18 protein-coding genes are annotated in these 20,094 nt (G+C 62.9%); 3 read left to right on the forward strand and 15 right to left on the reverse strand.

All coding sequences use genetic code 11. The features are described 5' to 3' along the window. Positions 1-664 precede the first annotated feature (664 nt). Positions 665-1,789: a serine hydrolase domain-containing protein gene (locus FHR23_RS06520; protein ID WP_184002038.1), complete on the reverse strand. Its 1,125-nt coding sequence runs from the start codon at positions 1,787-1,789 to the stop codon at positions 665-667. A 4-nt stretch (positions 1,790-1,793) separates the two neighbouring features. Here FHR23_RS06520 and FHR23_RS06525 point away from each other — a divergent pair, with 4 nt between their 5' ends. Further along, positions 1,794-2,153, forward strand: a complete 360-nt coding sequence (locus FHR23_RS06525) for a hypothetical protein (RefSeq protein ID WP_246359695.1) — start codon at positions 1,794-1,796, stop codon at positions 2,151-2,153. Positions 2,154-2,165: 12 nt separating this feature from the next. Here the strand turns inward: FHR23_RS06525 and FHR23_RS06530 are convergent, their stop codons facing one another. Further along, positions 2,166-2,717, reverse strand: coding sequence for a tetratricopeptide repeat protein (locus tag FHR23_RS06530; RefSeq protein ID WP_184002039.1), 552 nt, complete (start codon positions 2,715-2,717; stop codon positions 2,166-2,168). A 51-nt stretch (positions 2,718-2,768) separates the two neighbouring features. Then, positions 2,769-3,401, reverse strand: a complete 633-nt coding sequence (locus tag FHR23_RS06535) for a trimeric intracellular cation channel family protein (protein WP_184002040.1) — start codon at positions 3,399-3,401, stop codon at positions 2,769-2,771. A gap of 155 nt (positions 3,402-3,556) precedes the next feature. On the opposite strand from FHR23_RS06535, the gene FHR23_RS06540 reads away from it, so the two are divergent. Beyond that, positions 3,557-4,213 carry a YoaK family protein gene (locus tag FHR23_RS06540; protein ID WP_184002041.1) on the forward strand — a complete coding sequence of 219 codons (657 nt, stop codon included), beginning with the start codon at positions 3,557-3,559 and terminating at the stop codon, positions 4,211-4,213. Between the two features lie 7 nt (positions 4,214-4,220). Here the strand turns inward: FHR23_RS06540 and FHR23_RS06545 are convergent, their stop codons facing one another. The 10 genes from FHR23_RS06545 to FHR23_RS06590 all read right to left on the reverse strand — a co-directional run bounded on the left by FHR23_RS06545 (position 4,221) and on the right by FHR23_RS06590 (position 17,125). Next, positions 4,221-4,697 carry an NUDIX domain-containing protein gene (locus FHR23_RS06545; RefSeq protein WP_184002042.1) on the reverse strand — a complete coding sequence of 159 codons (477 nt, stop codon included), beginning with the start codon at positions 4,695-4,697 and terminating at the stop codon, positions 4,221-4,223. A 347-nt stretch (positions 4,698-5,044) separates the two neighbouring features. Continuing rightward, positions 5,045-6,439, reverse strand: coding sequence for a dihydrolipoyl dehydrogenase (gene lpdA / locus FHR23_RS06550; RefSeq protein ID WP_184002043.1), 1,395 nt, complete (start codon positions 6,437-6,439; stop codon positions 5,045-5,047). A gap of 93 nt (positions 6,440-6,532) precedes the next feature. Continuing rightward, a complete protein-coding gene (gene odhB, locus FHR23_RS06555; protein ID WP_184002044.1) occupies positions 6,533-7,759 on the reverse strand; it encodes a 2-oxoglutarate dehydrogenase complex dihydrolipoyllysine-residue succinyltransferase in 1,227 nt (408 codons plus the stop codon). A gap of 2 nt (positions 7,760-7,761) precedes the next feature. Then, positions 7,762-10,689, reverse strand: a complete 2,928-nt coding sequence (locus FHR23_RS06560) for a 2-oxoglutarate dehydrogenase E1 component (protein WP_184002045.1) — start codon at positions 10,687-10,689, stop codon at positions 7,762-7,764. Positions 10,690-10,798: 109 nt separating this feature from the next. Then, complete coding sequence (sucD, locus tag FHR23_RS06565) at positions 10,799-11,683, reverse strand: succinate--CoA ligase subunit alpha (RefSeq protein ID WP_184002046.1); 885 nt, start codon at positions 11,681-11,683, stop codon at positions 10,799-10,801. 18 nt (positions 11,684-11,701) lie between these two features. After that, positions 11,702-12,163, reverse strand: coding sequence for a hypothetical protein (locus FHR23_RS06570; protein WP_184002047.1), 462 nt, complete (start codon positions 12,161-12,163; stop codon positions 11,702-11,704). 20 nt (positions 12,164-12,183) lie between these two features. Further along, positions 12,184-13,146 carry a malate dehydrogenase gene (gene mdh / locus FHR23_RS06575; protein WP_184002048.1) on the reverse strand — a complete coding sequence of 321 codons (963 nt, stop codon included), beginning with the start codon at positions 13,144-13,146 and terminating at the stop codon, positions 12,184-12,186. Between the two features lie 167 nt (positions 13,147-13,313). Next, entirely contained in the window at positions 13,314-15,224 is a 1,911-nt protein-coding gene (locus FHR23_RS06580; RefSeq protein ID WP_184002049.1) for a glycoside hydrolase family 2 protein, read from the reverse strand. A 219-nt stretch (positions 15,225-15,443) separates the two neighbouring features. Further along, on the reverse strand, positions 15,444-16,574 hold the full coding sequence (zapE, locus tag FHR23_RS06585; RefSeq protein WP_184002050.1) for a cell division protein ZapE: 1,131 nt from the start codon (positions 16,572-16,574) through the stop codon (positions 15,444-15,446). A 224-nt stretch (positions 16,575-16,798) separates the two neighbouring features. Then, positions 16,799-17,125: an antibiotic biosynthesis monooxygenase family protein gene (locus FHR23_RS06590; protein ID WP_184002231.1), complete on the reverse strand. Its 327-nt coding sequence runs from the start codon at positions 17,123-17,125 to the stop codon at positions 16,799-16,801. A 124-nt stretch (positions 17,126-17,249) separates the two neighbouring features. Here FHR23_RS06590 and FHR23_RS06595 point away from each other — a divergent pair, with 124 nt between their 5' ends. After that, a complete protein-coding gene (locus FHR23_RS06595; protein ID WP_184002051.1) occupies positions 17,250-18,275 on the forward strand; it encodes a GGDEF domain-containing protein in 1,026 nt (341 codons plus the stop codon). A gap of 442 nt (positions 18,276-18,717) precedes the next feature. Here FHR23_RS06595 and FHR23_RS06600 read toward each other — a convergent pair whose 3' ends face one another. Continuing rightward, positions 18,718-19,344 carry a YbhB/YbcL family Raf kinase inhibitor-like protein gene (locus FHR23_RS06600; protein WP_184002052.1) on the reverse strand — a complete coding sequence of 209 codons (627 nt, stop codon included), beginning with the start codon at positions 19,342-19,344 and terminating at the stop codon, positions 18,718-18,720. 18 nt (positions 19,345-19,362) lie between these two features. Beyond that, complete coding sequence (locus tag FHR23_RS06605) at positions 19,363-20,040, reverse strand: glutathione S-transferase family protein (RefSeq protein WP_184002053.1); 678 nt, start codon at positions 20,038-20,040, stop codon at positions 19,363-19,365. Between the last annotated feature and the right edge of the window lie 54 nt (positions 20,041-20,094).

Below are 20,094 nucleotides of genomic sequence, written 5' to 3' on the forward strand. Positions count from 1 at the left end.
GTCGAGGCGCCCAAATGGCGAACAGATCGGGCCGAACGACGCGCGGCAAAGGCTCTTTGCCTTTGCAAGCGGCGTTCGGTTCGAGATGGAAGCCATTTGGACGTCCCTGCGGGATTTGGCCAAAATGGCCCGGTGCAGCGTCGAAAAGTCTGAAAATATTGACATATTCCTGCGCCTTTCCTCCTTGCACCACGCCATTTTGACTCAAACCGCGATGGTGCCGTTTATGGGTTTACGGCCTAGGAGCGCCCCATGCCGACAGCCACCCCAAAAAATTTGTGTCGGTCGGGATGGGAAGCCGCAGGTCATCGGACGCGACTGGCGCGCCTGAATGCTGAAACGGGCCTGTCCTGAGCGCAGTAAAAGGGTTCAGCATGACGAGGTTCACAGGACAGCTCCCATGCCCAATCCCGTCATGCCAGCGCAGGCTGGCATCCACGTCTATCGCTCTCGACCGAACGCAGATTGCAGCAACGATAGACCCCAGCCTTCGCCGGGGTAACGGTCGATTGTCCAGGACGGATCGCCATTCAGAAGATGATGTGACGAAAATGGTGGATTTTCGTGACCCGGCGCGCAGCGTACTTTCAGTACGTGAGCACCGGAAGCGCGGAAAGCCGCCTTTTGCAGGCCATCAGGGCTGAATGGCGATCCGTCCTAGCGCTTAATCCGCCTTCAGCAGCGCGTCGAACACATCGCCCATGCGGCTGAGGATCGGTTGCATTTTGCCCTCATCGGTATGGCCCAGCCGCACCAGCACGATGCTGCGCGCGGTGCCGTCGGGGGCGGTGCCGCTGCCCGCCATGACGAACTGGCCGAGATGGCCCTTCATCCCCACCGCATTGCGCGGTCCCTTGCTGGTGAACAACCCCGGCTCCTGCCCTTTTGGCTGATGGTTGAGCCAGGTCTGCCCGCCATAGCCTGCATAAGCCTCCGACGGGCGCTTCATGAAGGCAAGCCAGCGCGGAGCGACCACCTGTTTGCCGTCACGGCTCTGCCCTTTGAGCAGCAACGTGCCCATCCGGCCCCAGTCGTCGAGCGTCATATAGATCAGCGATCCGCCGATCTGCGTACCCGCGCCGTCAAACTCTAGAAACGCGCTCTTCACCCCCACCGGGCCGAACAGCCGGGATTGCGCGAATTGCCGATAGGCCTGCGCCCGCACGCGCGGGTCATGGCTGTCGGTCAGAGTGCGGGTGATGATTTCCGACAGGATGATGGTGGTGAGCGAGCTATATTCGAAATGCGTGCCCGGCGGGTGGACCAGCGGCTGGGCGATGGCGCGCGCGGCCATGTCCTGCGTACCGGTGACGAACAGCACCTGATTGGTGTCGGACTTTTCGATGGGATCGCCGACCTCAATATGGCGCAGGCCCGACGCCATGTGCAGCAGGTCGGCCAGCGTGATGCGCGCGCGCGGATCGCCGGGCCTGTGCCATTCGGCAATCGGCGCGGGCGCATTCGGATCGAGTTTGCCGTCCGCCACCAGCGCACCGACCAGCATCGCCGTCACCGTCTTCGCCATCGACCAGCTGATCATCCGGTTGGCGTCCGAATAACCCTGCTCATATGCCTTATACGCCGGACAGCCATTGACCAGCAGCAGCACCCCGCGCGTTTCCGGGGTTTGAGTGAACAGCCCGTCGAGCAGCGGCTGCACCCGCGCGACATCGACATCGCCACAGCCCTGCACCGCTGCACGGAAGGGCAGCGCGCGGGGCGTGTCGGCGTGCGCCATCGCCAGCGGCGTCAGCGCGATCAGCGCGGCGAGGAAGGACTTGCGCGTCATCGGCATGAGCCTAAGCTCATGGCTGATGATGGCAAGACGCTTCCTTTGGGGTGGACTGATCGTGCTGGCGCTGCTTGCGCTCTCGGCGTTCGTCTATGCCCGGTCGATGACGCCGAAGCTGCAGCTCGGCGTCGGCTATGCCGCGCGCGTCGCCTGCGGTTGCCGCTATATCGAGGGGCGGCCGCTGAAAAGCTGCTATTCCGATTACGAGCCGGGCATGGCGCCGATCCGGCTGAAGGACGATCCCGCGACGAAGACGGTGACCGCCTATGTCCCGCTGGTCGCCAGCCGGTCGGCACGGTTCGATGCGCTGCTGGGGTGCCGGCCGACACCATTCCGGGGCACGCCGCTGAAAGTGCACTGAAGGAGCGGCGGTTCAGCCCGCCAGTTGCACCAGCCGGATTTCCGCCGCATCGGCCTGTTCGATGGAAAGCGGGTCGCCCAGCGCGGCATAGCGTTCACGCGCATCCTGCCAGTATCGGCACGCCTCCTCCCTCTCGCCCAGCGCTTCGGCAAGCCGCGCGGTACTGCGCACGGCATTCGCCACGGCGAGCGGCGATGCATCCGGGGTCGCGCGATACAGGTCCAGTGCCTCGCACAGGCTGTTGGCGGCATGGGCAAGCTGCTGCTGCTCCAGGAACAGATTACCCGCCTCGCACAAGGCCGCGGCCAGCGACGGGCCATCGCCTGCCAGCCGATAGAGCTGGATCGCCTCCTGCTGGTCGTGCAGCGCCCATTCGATATTGCCGCCGTCCTGCGCCACGCGTGCCTGCGCCTCCAGCGCCTGTGCTTCCAGAAGGGGATCGACTTCATCGCGCGCGGCGGTGATCGCTTCGGCAAAACAGGCGCGCGCCTCTTCCAGCCGGCCTGTACGCCGTGCCTCTTCGCCCTGCGCCATTTCACGGGCTATGCGACTCGTCCCGTCCATATGCGCAGGATGAACGCTTTTGAGGTTTGCGCAAGCCGGTTTTCGACGGATTCAGCGCTTCCCGCGATAGGCCGGAAGGCCGAGGTTCCAGTGGATTGCCGCCGCACGCAGCCCGAACCCCGCGCCCGTCGCCAACAGCGCGGCAAGGAAAGAGGGTGTCTCGACGAGGCGCAGCACGACATAGAGCGCAGAGGCCAGCGCCGCCGCCGTCACATAGAGTTCGGGGCGCATCAGGATCGACGGGGTTCCCGCCAGCATGTCGCGGATGATCCCGCCCAGACACGCCGTCACCACGCCCATCACCATCGCCGGGATAGGCGGCACACCGAAACCGAGCGACTTTGCCGCGCCGAACACCGCATAGGCGGCCAGCCCCATCGCGTCGATCCATGCCAGCGCCACCCCGCTCCACCAGCGTTGCGGGGCGATCCACACCAGCAATGCCGCCAGCACGCACATGCCCGCCACCATGCGGTCATGCACCCAGAATACCGGCGCGCCGATCAGCAGGTCGCGCATCGTGCCGCCGCCCACGCCCGTCACCAGCGCGAAAAAGGCGGCGGTGACGAAGGTCTGCCCCGACCGCGTCGCGGCCAGCGCGCCGGTCGCCGCAAACAGCGCGATCGCGATCAGGTCGAGCCAGGGCAGCAGCGGCCCGAATTGCCAGGCGACGGGAGGAGTCATGGCGCGCGCCTTACTCCCGCGGCGCGTCCCGGCAAAGCCCAAACCGTCTCGCTGCGTTCCGTTTGAATCGCCGTGGGAAGAAACATTCGCATATGCAGCAAGAAAGTCACATCGGGGGGCTGGAAACTGCGCTTCAGAAGCGTACATAGCAGCCCATGCAACGCACTCCCGCTCCCCTGCTTGGTGCGGCACTGCTGCTGGCAGCGCTGGCCGGGTTCGTCGATGCCCTTGCTTATAGCAGCCTGGGCGGTTTCTTCGCCTCGTTCATGAGCGGCAACACCACCCGGCTCGGTATCGGGCTGGGCGCGCACAACAGTCATGACGCGTTCATCGCCGGGTCGCTGATCCTGTCGTTCATCACCGGCATCATCCTGTCGGCCATCGCCTGCGATGCGGTGGCGCGCCATGCCGAGGCCGCTGCGATGCTGCTGGTCACCGCGCTGTTGTGCATCGCCGCCGGGTTCAAGATGTTCGGCTTCGACCGGATCGCCATCCTGTGCCTGGCCGGTGCGATGGGCGCGGAAAACGGTGTGTTCGGCCGCGACGGCACGGTGAAGATCGGCCTGACCTACATGACCGGCACGCTGGTCCGGTTCGGACAGCGGCTTGCCGCCGCGCTGATGGGAAAGAGCACGGGATTCGCGTGGATCAAGGATCTGCTGCTGTGGCTGGGCTTTCTGGGCGGCGTGACGCTGGGCGCCAATGTCTATCTCCATACCACCGACACCAGCTTCTGGTACGCCGCATTGGGTGCGGCGGTGCTGACGGTAGTGATCGGAACCATGGCGCGCTGGGGCCTGCTCGAACGCTGAGTCGTCTCTACCAGTCTCCGTAGTTGCCGTTGCGGCCGTCGCGATATTCGGTGATCCGGCGCAGCGTTGCGGGAGAAACGTCTTCGGGCAGCGCGTCGAGCGGAAACCATCCCGCCGCCTCGATTTCCCAGCTATCCGCAGCCATTAGCGGCGCATCGGCCGGGCGCTCGATGCGGACGACGAACACCGTGACATGATCGTCCTTATATTCGCTGCGATTGGTATAGACGCCCAGCACGCGTTCGACCGTGACAGGGTGGAGCGCAACCTCCTCCGCCAGTTCGCGGATCAGGGCATCGGCAAAGCTCTCGCCCTTCTTCACCCCGCCGCCGGGGAGATACCAGTGCGTGATATAGGTGTGCCGGATCAACGCGACATGGTCGTGCTGATCGATGACCAGCGCCCGAACGCCCAGCGTACGCGGCCGCCGTACCCGCCAATAGAGGCGGGCCAGCCGTGCCGCGATGCGATGAGGAAGCGCCATGGCAGCAGTTTCGCGCGGATCGGGGGCGCACGCAATCGGGAAAGGCGTCCTAGGGCGGATCGTCATTCAGCCCTGATGGCCTGCAAATGGCGGCTTTCCGTGCTTCCGGTGCTCACGTACTGAAAGTACGCTGCGCGCCGGGTCACGGAAATTCACCATTTTCGTCACATCATCTTCTGAATGTCGATCCGCCCTGAATCACGAAGATGTGCTCCTGCGCAGGCAGGAGCCGTGGCGTATATGCAAATCCGTGCGGGACGACTTTACCGCCCTCCACACGGGCCCGCGAAGACCCGCCGTCGGACGGGGCTGGCAGCCCCGCCGGTCGGGCGCGCCTTCGATGCGCCTCAGATGTGAATCGGCTTGCCGGTCACCGCCATCGCCGCTTCCTTGATCGCCTCGCTATGCGTCGGATGGGCGTGGCAGGTATAGGCGATATCCTCGCTCGTCGAGCCGAATTCCATCGCCTGCGCGGCTTGCGCGATCATCGTACCGGCGACACTGGCGATGATCCATACGCCCAGCACGCGGTCCGATTTTGCGTCGGCGATGATCTTTACGAAGCCGTCGGGTTCATGGTTGGTCTTGGCACGGCTGTTGGCGAGCATCGGGAATTTACCGACCTTCACCTCGCCGCGTTCCTTCGCAGCTTCCTCGGTCAGGCCGACGCCCGCGATTTCGGGCCAGGTATAGACGACCGACGGGATGACGTCGTGATTTACAATGCCCGTCTGGCCCGCGATATTCTCCGCAACCGCAATGCCCTCATCCTCGGCCTTGTGCGCCAGCATCGGACCGGGCACGACATCGCCGATCGCCCAGACGCCGTCGACCTTGGTGCGGAAATCGTGATCGATCTCGATCTGACCGCGCTGATTGGGTTCCAGCCCGATCTTGTCGAGGCCTAGACCATCGGTATTCGGCTTGCGGCCGATCGACACCAGTACGCAATCGGCTTCGATCGTCTCGGCATCGCCCCCCTTGGCGGGTTCGAGCGTCAGCGTCGCCTTGTCGCCCTTCACCGCGACACCCGTCACCTTGGTGCCGAGTTTGAAGGTGATCCCCTGTTTCTTGAAGATCTTGTTCGCTTCCTTGCGGACATCGCCGTCGAAGCCGGGGAGGATCTGGTCGAGAAATTCAACGCAGGTCACCTCGGCACCCAGCCGCCGCCAGACACTGCCCAGTTCCAGTCCGATCACGCCGCCGCCGATGACGACCATGTGCCTGGGCACCTTGGGCAGTTCGAGCGCGCCGGTGGAATCCACCACGACCTTCTGGTCGATTTCGACGCCCGGCAGCGGGGTGACGCTGGAGCCGGTGGCGATGACGATGTTCTTCGCGGTGACGGTTTCCCCGCCGACCGTCACCTTGTGCGCGTCCTCAAAGCTCGCGCGGCCCTTCAGCCAGGTGACCTTGTTCTTCTTGAACAGGAATTCGATGCCGCCGGTAAGTTGCTTGACCGCATCCTTGCGCTGGCCGTGCATGGTGTCGAGGTCGAGCTCGGGCGTCACCTTGATGCCCATCTTCGCCATCGCGCCATTGGCGGCGGCGTCGAAATATTCCGACGCGTGCAGCATCGCCTTGGACGGGATGCAGCCGACATTGAGGCAGGTGCCGCCCAGCGTCTCGCGCGATTCGGCGCACGCGGTCTTCAGCCCCAGCTGTGCCGCACGGATCGCCGCGACATAGCCGCCGGGGCCAGCGCCGATTACCAGAACGTCATAGTCGAATTCGTCTGCCATCTTTTCCTCCAACGTCACCCCAGCGGAAGCTGGGGTCTCGCGCGGCTTTCCACGGCCAGAGATGCCAGCTTCCGCTGGCATGACGGTCAATACTTACAGGTCGATCAAAATGCGGGTCGGGTCTTCGATCGCGTTTTTCAGCGCGACGAGGAAGGTCACCGCCTCACGCCCGTCAATCAGGCGATGGTCATAGCTGAGCGCCAGATACATCATCGGGCGGACGACCACTTCGCCGTTGCGCACGACCGGGCGATCCTCGATCCGGTGCAGGCCGAGCACCGCCGACTGTGGCGGGTTGATGATCGGGGTCGACATCAGCGATCCGAACACGCCGCCGTTGGAGATGGTGAAGGTACCGCCCTTCATCTCTTCCATCTTCAGGTCGCCCGATTTGGCGCGCTTGCCGAAATCGCCGATGGTCTTTTCGACCTCGGCCACGCTCATCTGGTCGGCGCTGCGGATGACCGGCACGACCAGACCCTGCGGCGCGGAGACCGCAACCGAAATATCGGCATAGTCGTGATAGACGATTTCATCGCCGTCGATCTGCGCATTGACGCTGGGCACGTCCTTCAGCGCCATACACGCCGCCTTCACGAAAAAGCCCATGAAACCAAGGCGGACGCCGTGCTTCTTCTCGAACAGTTCCTTGTATTTGGTCCGTGCCTCGATCACCGCCGTCATATCGACATCGTTGAACGTGGTGAGCAGTGCCGCGGTATCCTGCGCGCTCTTCAGCCGCTTGGCGATGGTCTGACGCAGGCGCGTCATGCGCACGCGTTCTTCCTTGCGCTCGCCGGCGGCAGCCGGGGCTGGAGCAGCAGCGGGCGTCGGGGCCGGAGCGGGCGCTGCCTGCCCCTTGCCCTCGGCGGCGGCCATCACGTCTTCCTTGGTGATGCGGCCATCCTTGCCGCTGCCCTTGATCGTCGAGGGATCGACACCGGTTTCCAGCACCGCACGACGGACCGACGGCGACAGCGCAGCCGGTTCGTCGCCCTCTGCCGGAGCCTGCTGGCCAGCCGTATCGGGGGTAGAAGCCTTTGCTTCGGGCGCGGGGGCCGGAGCCGCGGCGGGCGCACCGTCACCGGCTTCGATCGTCGCGATCAGCGCGCCGACCTCCACCGTGTCACCCACGGCAACCGCATGTTCGCCCATCACCCCCGCGACCGGGGAGGGTACTTCGACCGACACCTTGTCGGTTTCCAGGCTGGCAATGGGTTCATCGGCGGCGACCGCCTCGCCCGGCTGCTTCAGCCATTCACCGACCGTAGCCTCGGTGATCGATTCGCCCAGTGTCGGGACTTTGACTTCGGTTGCCATATTCAGCCTTTCCGGGTTCGACGGATTTCTTCACGCACGCTGTGGCCCAGTGCATCGGCCACCAGCGCGCCCTGTTCTGCCTGATGCCGCTTCATCAGCCCGGTGGCGGGCGACGCCGCCGCCGCGCGTCCGGCATAGCGGGCGCGCTTCGGTTTGACGCCTGCATCGGTCAGGCACTGTTCGATCAGCGGTTCTACGAAGAACCATGCGCCGTTATTCTGCGGCTCTTCCTGACACCAGACCACGTCTTCGAGATTGGGCATCTTCTTCAAACGCACGGTCAGCGGGTCGCCAGGGAAGGGATAGATCTGCTCGACGCGGATGATCTGGGTATTCGTGTCGCCCGCCGCATCGCGTGCTTCGATCAGGTCATAGGCGACCTTGCCCGAACACAGCACGACGCGCTTCGTATCCTTGTCGGCAGGTGCCGAAGGGTCGGAGAGCAGGCGACGGAAGTGGCTTTCGCCGACAAAGTCCTCGGTCGCCGACACCGCCATCTTGTGCCGCAGCAGCGACTTCGGCGTCATGATGATCAGCGGCTTGCGGAAATTGCGATGCATCTGGCGACGCAGCAGGTGGAAATAATTGGCAGGCGTGGTGCAGTTCGCGACCTGCATATTATCCTGCGCGCACAGTTGCAGATAGCGTTCGAGCCGTGCCGAGCTGTGCTCCGGCCCCTGCCCTTCATAGCCGTGCGGCAACAGCATGACGAGTCCGTTGGCGCGCAGCCATTTGGCTTCGCCCGCGGCGATGAACTGATCAATCATGATCTGCGCACCGTTGGCGAAATCGCCGAACTGCGCTTCCCACAACACCAGCGTCTTCGGGTCGGCCAGCGCATAGCCATATTCGAAGCCCAGCACGCCATATTCGCTCAAGGGGCTGTCGAGCACCTCAAACCGGCCATGCGGGATTTCTTCCAGCGGGACATAACGATGCCCGTCCTTCTGATCGACCCACACGGCATGGCGCTGCGAAAAGGTGCCGCGTCCCGAATCCTGCCCCGAAAGGCGCACGCCATGCCCTTCGGACAACAGCGACCCGAACGCCAGCGCTTCACCGGTCGCCCAGTCGAATCCTGCGCCGGTTTCGAACATCTGCCGCTTGGCATCGAGAATGCGGCCCAGCGTCTTGTGCAGTTGCAGGCTTTCGGGAACCTCCGTCAGCGTGCGGCCGAGCGAATCGAACAGCTTGCGGTCGATGCCGGTTTCGACATTGCGCCGCGCCTGTTCGGTATCGGCGGGCGCGCCCAGCCCCGACCAGCGCCCGGCGAACCAGTCCGCCTTGTTGGGCAGATAGTCGTTGCCCGCGTCAAACTCGTCGTCGAGCAGCAGCGTGAACTGCTTCACCTTTTCATCGATAAACGCCTGATCGATCACGCCCTGCGCGATCAACCGGTCGCCATAGACCTTGCTGACGCCCGGATGCTTCCTGATCGCGGCGTACATCAGCGGCTGGGTAAAGCTGGGCTCGTCGCCTTCGTTATGGCCGAACCGGCGATAGCACCACATGTCGATGACGATATCGCGCTTGAACCGCTGACGGAACTCGATCGCCATCTTGCAGGCAAAGGTCACCGCTTCGGGATCGTCACCGTTCACATGGAAGATCGGCGCTTGCACGCCCTTCGCCACATCAGACGGATAGGGCGAGGAGCGCGCGAATTGCGGGCTGGTGGTGAACCCGATCTGGTTGTTGATGACAAAGTGGATGCAGCCGCCGGTATTATAGCCGCGAATGCCCGAAAAACCGAGCGTTTCCCAGACGATCCCCTGACCGGCAAAGGCTGCGTCGCCATGGATCAGCACCGGCAGCGCCTGTTCATGCTCGCCCAGATCGTCGCGATAGGTCTGCACCGCGCGCACCTTGCCCAGTACCACCGGGTCCACCGCTTCCAGATGCGACGGGTTGGCGACGAGCGACATATGCACGTTGATGCCGTCGAATTCGCGGTCGGTGCTGGTGCCGAGGTGATATTTGACGTCACCCGACCCGCCGACATCCTCCGGATTGGCCGAGCCGCCGGAAAATTCGTGGAAGATCACGCGGAACGGCTTTGCCAGCACATTGGCCAGTACGTTCAGGCGACCGCGATGCGCCATGCCATAGACGATTTCGCGCACGCCATACTGGCCGCCATATTTGATGACCGCTTCCAGCGCCGGGATCATCGATTCCCCGCCGTCGAGGCCGAACCGCTTGGTACCGACATATTTCTTGCCGAGGAATTTTTCCCACTGCTCGGCCTCAATCACCTTGGACAGGATCGCCTTCTTGCCCTCCGGCGTGAATTCGATCGCCTTGTCCTGCCCTTCCATGCGCTCCTGCAGGAAACGGCGCTCCTCGACATCGGCGATGTGCATATATTCAAGGCCGACATTGCCGCAATAATTGGCGCGCAACGTGTTGACGAGTTCGCGGATCGTCGCGGTTTCGAAGCCCAGCACACCGCCCAGATAGATCGGACGGTCGATATCACTGTCGGGAAAACCGTGATATTCGGTGCGCAGATCCTCCGGCAATTCCTGATCGGAAAGACCCAGCGGATCGAGATGCGCCGCCAGATGCCCGCGCACGCGATAGGTGCGGATCAGCATCATTGCGCGGATCGAATCGCCCGCCGCTTTCTTGATCGCGTCCGAAGACGGTGCAGCAGCGGGTGCGGCCTCCTTGCCCTTGCGCGGTGCTTTGGGCGCAGGCTCCATCTGGGTGGGGTCGAGCGCCGCGGTCAGCGCGTCGGTATCCTTCGGCGGCCAGGCCGGATTCGCCCAGCTTGGACCCTGCGCCGTGTTTTCCAGCCCGTCGAACCATTCGCGCCAGCCCGGTTCCACCGAACCGGGATCGCGCTTGTACTTGTCGTACAGCGTTTCGACAAAGGCGGGGCTTACGCCGCCTGCAATATCCGCGAAATCGAGGCCTTCATAACCCATGGCCGTCACCCGTCAGTTTGATCGTCCCGGCTCTCGCCGCAAACGGTAATTGCGCCCCAGTCGCGTTCATTCGGATACGAACGCAGGGAGTGGGGCGCAGGCTCCCTTGTCAGCCCTTCAGCACGTCGACCAGCGTCTCGCCAAGCAGCGAGGGGCTGGGGGAGACGCGGATGCCGGCTTCTTCCATCGCCGCGATCTTGTCCTCGGCACCGCCCTGGCCGCCGCTGACGATTGCACCGGCATGGCCCATGCGGCGTCCCGGAGGCGCGGTACGGCCCGCGATGAAACCGACCATCGGCTTCTTGCGGCCCTTCTTTGCCTCGTCCTTCAGGAACTGTGCGGCCTCTTCCTCTGCCGATCCGCCGATTTCACCGATCATGATGATCGATTCGGTGGCGTCGTCGGCGAGGAACAGTTCCAGCACGTCGATGAAGTTGGTGCCGTTGACCGGATCGCCGCCGATACCGACCGCCGTGGTCTGGCCCAGACCGGCATTGGTCGTCTGGAACACCGCTTCATAGGTCAGCGTGCCCGAACGCGACACGACGCCGACCGACCCCTTGGAAAAGATCTTGCCGGGCATGATGCCGATCTTGCATTCGCCGGGCGTCAGCACGCCGGGGCAGTTCGGACCGATCAGGCGCGATTTCGAACCCGACAGCGCGCGCTTCACCTTGACCATGTCGAGCACCGGAATGCCCTCGGTAATCGCAACGATCAGCGGCACTTCGGCGTCGATCGCCTCAAGGATCGAGTCCGCGGCAAATGGCGGCGGGACATAGATCACGCTCGCCGTGGCGCCGGTCTTCGCGACCGCCTCTTCCACGGTGTTGTAGACGGGCAGGCCGATATGATCGGTGCCGCCCTTGCCCGGCGTGACGCCGGCCACCATCTGCGTGCCGTACTCAAGCGCCTGTTCGGTATGAAAGGTGCCGGTCGCACCCGTCATGCCCTGAACGATGACCTTGGTATTCTTGTCGACGAGGATGCTCATTCTCGCTCCATTAGTCCGTTATTGTCCGTTTTGGAGATCGCGAAACTGGGCCGCGACGTCCCGCCATGCTCCTCGCGAGGGCGGCCGTAAGGCATCCCCCGGAAAATGAATTTCACCATCCCCCTCATCTCCGCTGACATCGTAAAAACCGACACCGCATTCGACTGAAAGGTTACGGAAGACAGGGTAGATATCCTCCGCCAAAGACCAGGGAAAAGTAGCGTATATAAAGCTCATGCCGATACAATAATCAGCCGATCGGTCGATCTCATCATCATCCTGCGTAGCATCCGGCCCGTTCATTGCGGGATAGTGTTTCCGCATCTCCTGATAGAATCGTAAGAGATTGGCATGCGTACCAGCCGGATCACTATAGTCGCGATCTTCCGCCCATTCGAGTTGTGCAGCAAACCACGCATTGAAGGCGCCCCGCTCACGAGGGGCCACGTCAGGGTCGAAAACCACTAAATCGTAGCTCATAAGCGAAGCACCTAAATCGGTCAGCCGAGCGATCCGTCGATGCCCTTGCAGGCGGCGACCAGTTCCTTGACCGCGCCGACCGACTTGTCGAAGCCCGCCTTGGCCTCCTCGTTCAGCGCGATTTCGACGACGCGTTCGACGCCGTTGGCACCGATCACGATCGGCACGCCGACATACAGATCGTCAACGCCATACTGGCCGGTCAGATGCGCGGCGCAGGGCAGCAGCCGCTTCTTGTCCTTCAGATAGCTTTCGGCCATCACGATGGCGCTGGTCGCAGGCGCATAGAAGGCGCTGCCGGTCTTCAGCAGGCCGACAATCTCGCCGCCGCCCTTGCGCGTGCGCTCGACGATCGCGTCGATCTTCTCCTGCGTCGACCAGCCCATTTTGATCAGGTCGGGAACGGGGATGCCCGCGACGGTCGAATATTCGACCACCGGTACCATCGTGTCGCCATGGCCGCCCAGCACGAACGCGGTGACGTCCTCGACCGACACATCGAATTCCTCGGCGAGGAAATGGCGGAAGCGGCTCGAATCGAGCACGCCCGCCATGCCGACGACCTTCTGATGCGGCAGGCCGGAAAATTCACGCAGCGCCCACACCATCGCGTCGAGCGGGTTGGTGATGCAGATGACGAACGCGTCAGGGGCGTGCTGGCCGATGCCTTCGCCGACCGCCTTCATGACCTTCAGGTTGATGCCCAGCAGGTCGTCGCGGCTCATGCCCGGCTTGCGCGGCACACCGGCAGTTACGATGCAGACGTCGGCACCTGCGATTTCCTCATAGGAATTGGCGCCCTTCAGATTGGCGTCGAAGCCTTCGGGCGGCCCCGCCTGCGACAGGTCGAGGGCCTTGCCCTGCGGCATTCCTTCGGCGATGTCGAACAGGACGATATCGCCCAGTTCCTTCATCGCGGCGAGGTGCGCGAGCGTGCCGCCGATCATGCCGGCGCCAATGAGCGCAATCTTCTTGCGAGCCATGACTTCTCCTCAACCAGTCGGGCGCAGCGGGGACTCGGGAATCGGCCCTTTCAGCGCGCGAAACGCCCGCGACTTAGGCGCTTTGACCGGCAAGGGCAACCGCTAAGGCAAAAAGGTTAAAAGCTTTCTTTGCAATTCATTCGCAAGTGCAATAGTGTGGGTGGGTTTCACTTTGGCGATCCCGGCGGCTGCTTCGCCCAACGCGCATATTGCCGTGCAAGTACGAAGAACGCTTCCTTGCGCACGCCGGTTTCGGACTCCAGCCCCTTGCGGTTCCACCCCTGCTGATACACCGGATGCTGACGACGCGGCGAGCGAAAGTCCTTTAATATCCAGGGCGACATGCCGCGCAGGAAAGGAATTTTCGCGGCCATCGCCAGCGTCTGGCGATAATATTCGGCCTGATATTCTTCGGAGAATTTATGCGTGCCCGTGGAATCGTGTACCCCCGCCTTCGCACCGGCTCCGAGTTCGGAGAATATCAGCGGCTTGTGATATTTCGACGCCCAGGCGATCGACGGCAGCGAAGCCAGCGAGTCATTGCCGTACCAGCCGTTATAGGTGTTGATCGCCATCACATCGAGCGAGGGGATCAGCGGGTCGTCGATCACCACCGTATCGACGCCATTGCGCTTTTCCCGATGGCTGAGCAGCGCCGCCGAGACCAGCCGCGTATCGTCCAGACGGTGCGCGTCCGCCGCCAGCGTCTGCAAAAACCGGTTACGCGCCGGGCTGACCGGCGTTTCATTGCCGACGCTCCACAGCATGATCGACGCGCGGTTGCGGTCGCGCGTGATATTTTCCGCCAGCATCTGCCGCGCCTGCGACAGCGTATCCGGATTGGAGAAATCGACGCGCCAATAGACGGGGATCTCGCTCCATACGAGCAGCCCCATTTTGTCGGCCGTGCGCAACATCACTTCGGGGTGCGGGTAATGGGCAAGCCGGACATAATTGGCGTGCAGGCCGTATTTTGCCTCCTCCAGTAACGCGCGCGCGGCTTCGGGCGTGATGACATGGCTGGGATCGACCCCGAATTCCTCCGCATGCAGGCTGATTCCGCGCAGAAAGATCGGTTTGCCGTTGAGCAGAATGCGGTCGCCGTCCACCGACACGGTGCGAAACCCGATCCGGTCGTGCAGCGTATCGTCACCGGCTTTTACCGCGACGTCGTAGAGCGTCGGACTGTCCGGTGACCAGCGCTTCAGCGATGCAGGCGCGGGCACCGCCGCCTGCCAGTCGCCATGCGCATCGGTGCGGGCATCAAGAGTCAGGCCCAGCCCGGCGATCGTCACGCGGACCGGCATGTTCGCAGCCGCCGGGCCATCCAGCCTGCCGCTCGCGCGGATATGCCCGTCGTGCGTCAGCCGTATCCAGGCATCGTCGATATAGGTATCGGGAACAGCGATCAGCGTGATGGCGCGGGTAATGCCGCCATAGGTTTCCCAGTCGGTGACCGGCGGCGGAATATCCTGATCGGTGCGCTGCGAATCCACGCCCACGGTGATCTGGTTGTCGCCGTCGTGCAGCAGCTTCGTCACGTCAAAGGCAAACGGCGTGAACCCGCCGCGATGCTCGCCCACATGTTTACCGTTCAGATAGACATGCGCTGCGTAATTGGCCGCACCGAAGCGCAGAAACACCCGTTTACCGGGCCGTTTATGGGCCGTGAAATGCCGCTGATACCAGACCAGTCCAACATAATGCCGCATTTCGGGCGATTGCGTCAGCCAGGAAGAGGGCAGCGTGACGATCGGCGAGCGTGCCGGATCCTGTTCGAACAGCGCATTGCCGTCACGCTTTTCGGTCGTGGCGATATCGATATCGGCATAGCGGCGGCTGCTCAGCCCCGGATCGCCGCCATGAAACCCCGCCACACCGTCGCGATAGGGATCGATCGACATATGCCAGGGGCCGGACAGATCGAGCGACGGGCGCATATCGGCTGAGACCAGAACGGGATGGACCCGTGGTGGTGGGGGTGGAGGCGCGGACTCGTCCGGTCGGGCGGACGCAACGCCGGTCACGAACAGGCTGCTCACGCCCAACCAGATCAAGAGCCGGTACAGCCACGCCATCAGTCCATCCCCTCTATTTTGGGGCAGACCCTAAGCGGTACCGCTATCAAGGTCTAGGACGGATCGGCATTCAGCCCTGATGGCCTGCAAAAGGCGGCTTTCCGCGCTTCCGGTGCTGATGTACTGAAAGTACGCTGCGCGCCGGGTCACGAAAATCCAACATATTGTTCTACGAACGTCTGCGATTCCGCCACATCATCTTCTGAATGGCGATCCGTCCTAGGGGTCGATTGCCTGTTCGCCCTTGCCGTGCCCTTCGGCCAGATAGTCTTCGGAACGCATTTCATTGAGTCGCGATACGGTGCGCTCGAACTCAAAACTGCCGTCGCCCTTTTCATACAGACGTTCCGGCTCGGCATCGGCGGCGGCGAGCAGTTTCACCTTATGCTCGTAGAGGGCATCGATCAGTGTCACGAACCGCGCCGCCTCATTGCGGTTTTCCGGCCCCAGCTTCGGGATGCCGACGATGATGACGGTGTGGAATCGCCGCGCGATCGCCAGATAATCGGGCGCCCCGCGCGCCTCCGCGCACAATCGCTTGAAACTGAACACCGCGACGCCTTTCAGTGCCTTGGGCACATGGAGGGTCCGCCCGCCATGCACGGGGATATCTTCCGAGGGAACGTGCGCGCGGTCCTCAACCGGATAATCGGTCAGGCGAAAGAACGCCGCCGACAGCTTTTCGGTCGCTTCCGTCCCATTGGGTACCAGCCAGGTGTCCATCCGTCCCAGCCGGTCGAGCCGATAATCGACCGGGCCGTTGAGCGGCAGCACGTCGAGCTTTGCCTCGATCAGGTCGATGAACGGCAGAAACAGGTCGCGGTTGATCCCTTCCTTGTAAAGATCGGCGGGCGGGCGGTTCGACGTCGCCACCACGGTCAGCCCGTCGGCCAGCATTTCGGTGAACAGCCGCGACAGCACCGCGGCATCGGCGGTGTTGTTGATCACCATCTCGTCAAAGGCAAGCAGGCGAACATTCTCCGTCATCGCGGCTGCGACCGGCAAAATCGGATTGCCGATTTCCTTTTGCCGTTCGACGCGCAGCCGGTCGTGCACTTCCAGCATGAATTCATGAAAATGCACGCGGCGTTTGCGCTGGATCGTCAAACAGTCGAAGAACAGATCCATCAGCATCGATTTGCCGCGCCCGACATCGCCCCACAGATAGACGCCGCGCGGTGCCTCCGGCCGACGGCCCAGCGCACGCCACAACACGCTGCCGCGCCGGGGGGATGCCTGCAACTCCTGTTGCAGCAGGTCCAGCCGGTCGGCGGCGGCGGCCTGTTCGGTATCGGGCCGCAGCTCGCCCGCCGCGACCAGCGCGTCATAGCGTGCGCGTACCGTGGTCATGACAGAGCGCTCTGGCGCAAAAACAGGGCCGGGCCGACGACATCAGGCGCGCTGGAAAAAGACAGGACGTGCATTGCGGTTCGTGTGGACCGATCCGTCGTGCCGTGCAAGCCATAGCGCGCGGTGGTACGCCGCCGCTGCCAGACGATCGCAGCCAGGATCGATCCGACCCAGGCCAGTTCCTGCAGCCTCTGCCACGATTGCGAAATTGACCGGTTTCGACCTCAAAGCCCGGGACGATCGAGCAGGTCGTCGGTGACGGTCATCGTGAAGGCGGGCCGATTGTCCGGCGGCACTTGCGCAACGGCATCCACGAACGCCGCACGGGTTTCGGGTTCGTCATAGACCATTTTGGCATCATAAGCCGCCTGCCATGTCGCCTCGTCCGGCCATTCGGCATAGCCGACAAATCGGCCGTCCCGTTCGCGATGGAGGCGCGACCCGAACGAGCCATAGCGTTCGCGGATCAATTCCGTGCCGCGCCGCCAGGCATTGCGAAACTGCGCTTCCTTCCCCGGGTGAACGCGCCACCAATAGACTGCGACAAACATTCCGATCATCCTTTCCCAAAGGTAAAATGCGTGCTCACCCGATATTAGCAGATTGAGGATATCTGTTTGCCGGAGGGATTAGCCGGCGTTGCGAAAAGCCGGCGACAGCGATGGGTGATGATGCATGTTTGCCGGCAAGACTGGTACACAATCCACAAAGGCACGGGCGGTCGGCCTGTATGAGCAGATCGGCCTGTTTCTTGAAGCCCAGCATCTGGAACCCAATCCGGCGAACTACACCTTCGCCTACGCCATTCACGTCGACCCCGATGGCGGGCTGGCATGTGCCGTCCGGGCGATGACGGATGACGGGATCCGACTGAGCCAGCGGGATGTCGAATCGCTGGGCCATACCGTCGATCCCAACCGACCGGCCCAGCGCGACAGCATCGCGGCCGAAGGGTTGATGGCGGAAACCCAGATGCGGGTCGAAGGCTTTATGGACATGGTCGGGTCGATGCATCGCGAAACCAGCCATTTCGGTCGTGATCTGCAGGAGAGCGCGGCGGCCATGGGAGAGGCGGAAAGTCCCAGCCTGAATGAAATCGCGCAACTGACGGCCAAGATGATCAAGCGTGTCGATCGGGCCGAAGCCCGGATGGAAGTCGCCACCCGCGAAGCGCAGGAGTTACGGGCAAAGCTCGAAGAAGCGCGCGCCGACGCGACGCACGATCCGTTGACCTGCCTGCCCAATCGCCGCGCGATCGAGAATGCCTATGCGCAAACGTCGCAGCAGGATCAGGAGGTCTGGCTGGCAATTTGCGACATCGACTATTTCAAGACCGTCAACGATCGCTTCGGCCATGCTGTCGGCGACCGCGTACTGAAGGCTATTGCCGGAGTCCTGAAAGAGGAATGCGACGGCCATGTGGTCGCGCGCTACGGCGGCGAAGAATTTGCAATCCTTCTGTCAGGCGTCGATCTGGCGCAGGCGAAGATCATCATGGAACGCGCCCGCGAGAAAGTAGCCGCCAAGCGCTATCGCCTTCGCGAAACCGATGCGCCGCTGGGCGAAGTCACTTTTTCGGCCGGACTGACCCCGGCCCAGCCCGGCGAGGCATGGGACGACGTCTATCGTCGCGCCGATAGCCTGCTCTATATCGCCAAGGAGGAAGGGCGAAACCGCGTAACCGTAGAAAACGCCAAGTAATGGTGTTATTCATCCAGCGTTAATGGTGAAAATTGCCATTTTCAATTTTCTAGGGCGGTGAAACCCGCCTTTTTTCGTGCTTTTTCGAAATTGGCACGCCCCCTGCAAACCCTTTGGGCATCGCCGCCGGATGGTCCGGCAAGGCACTATAAGCAGGGAATACACTCATGAATATCAGCTTCGAAATCGTTCAGCGTTCGGCCGTTGCTTTCGCAGGCGCCGTATTCACCACCGCCGTGCTGGTCGCTGCCGCCACCCCCATCCTTCACATCGCCTGAACCGGCGAATTGCAAACAGGAGACTGATCATGCTGCGTTCTTTCGTCATCGGCCTGGTTTCGTTCGGCCTCACCGCCGTCATGGTGCTGGGTGCCGCCGCTCAGGGTCCGGGGATCATCGCCTGACCCCCGGCGCCTGACCAACGTTTTCCTCTCACTCCAGCCCTACACTCCACGATGCGCCGCAACGGCTCCTGCCATCCCCGCAGAAGCCGCATCGCCGCGGGAATAGGTTCCGGTCAATATACCCGCCGCCAGCACCCTGCCCGCCATCGCGCGCACCAGGGCAGAGCGGCGGGGATTGCTCCCCGGATCGGGACATTCGCCCAGCGCAAATAGCTGAAACGCATAATGATGGACGCCATGGCCCGGCGGCGGATCGGGCGGCAGCCAGCCTTCCCCAAAATAGCTGTTCCGGCCGACATCCCCGGTTTCGGCGCTTCCCGCACCGTCCGGCCGGATCATCCCCTCCTTCAGTTCGCCATCCTCACCCGGCAGATTCCACACCACCGCATGGACCAGCGGCTTGCGTGCCGGCGCATCCGCATCCTCGACGATCAGGGCAAGGCAGGTGGCTTCGTCAGGAACGCCGGTCCAGAATAGCGGCGGCGACACTCCCGCTCCGTCGGCGGTGAAGCGGTCGGGCAATCGGGCGCCATTGGCAAAGGCGGGACTCATCAGCCGGATCGCGTTGAAACTGCCCAGTTCGGGGCGAACGATCACCAGCTTGTCGGCACCCGCCCGCAATCCGCTCATCGCCTGACCCAGCCAGCGGGGGACATGTTCAAGCATGATGCGATCCCCCCGTTTTTACAGGTCCAGTTTCTCGTAATCGGCGGGCGGGCTGATGACCTCCATCCGCTCGGCCAGCAACGGACGGAAGCTGGGACGGCTCTTCATGCCGACATACCAGCGTTTCGCCTGTTCATGGCTCTTCCAGTCGATTCCGCCGAGGTAATCCGCCACCGAAATCTGGGCTGCCGCCGCCAGATCGGCAAGGCTCATCGTCGATCCCGCCAGCCAGGCACGATTATCGAGCAGATAATCGACATAATCGAGATGCGCGACCGCTGCCTTCATCGCTTCGCGCAGCAATTTTGCGTCGGGCGCGGCGCGGTGGACCAGTCGCTTTTCCATACGCTCGCGCAACAGCGGCGCAGTGATATCGCGATAGAAATGCGTGTCGAACCAGGTGACGAGCCGCCGGATTTCCGCACGATTGGCGGCTGTCCCGCTGATCATCGCCGACTTTTCGACCGTTTCCTCGATATATTCGCAGATCGCCATCGAATCGATCAGCGGCAGCGCTTCGGGCCGGTCGCTATTGACCATCACCGGCGTCTGCCCGGCCGGATTCATGTCGAGAAACTCGTCGCGCCGCAACCAGGGCGATTCGCGCACCGGTTCGTAGGGCACACCCTTTTCACCGAGGAGAAGCCGCACTTTCCGGGAAAAAGGACAAAGCGGATATTGATAGAGCAGCCACATGGCCAAACTCTTAGCGCGCGTGCGACTCCGGGGGAAGCGGCTTGCCGCCCCCGG

The sequence above is a fragment of the Stakelama sediminis genome (assembly GCF_014199335.1).
In the GTDB taxonomy this organism is placed as follows: Bacteria; Pseudomonadota; Alphaproteobacteria; order Sphingomonadales; family Sphingomonadaceae; genus Sphingomonas; species Sphingomonas sediminis.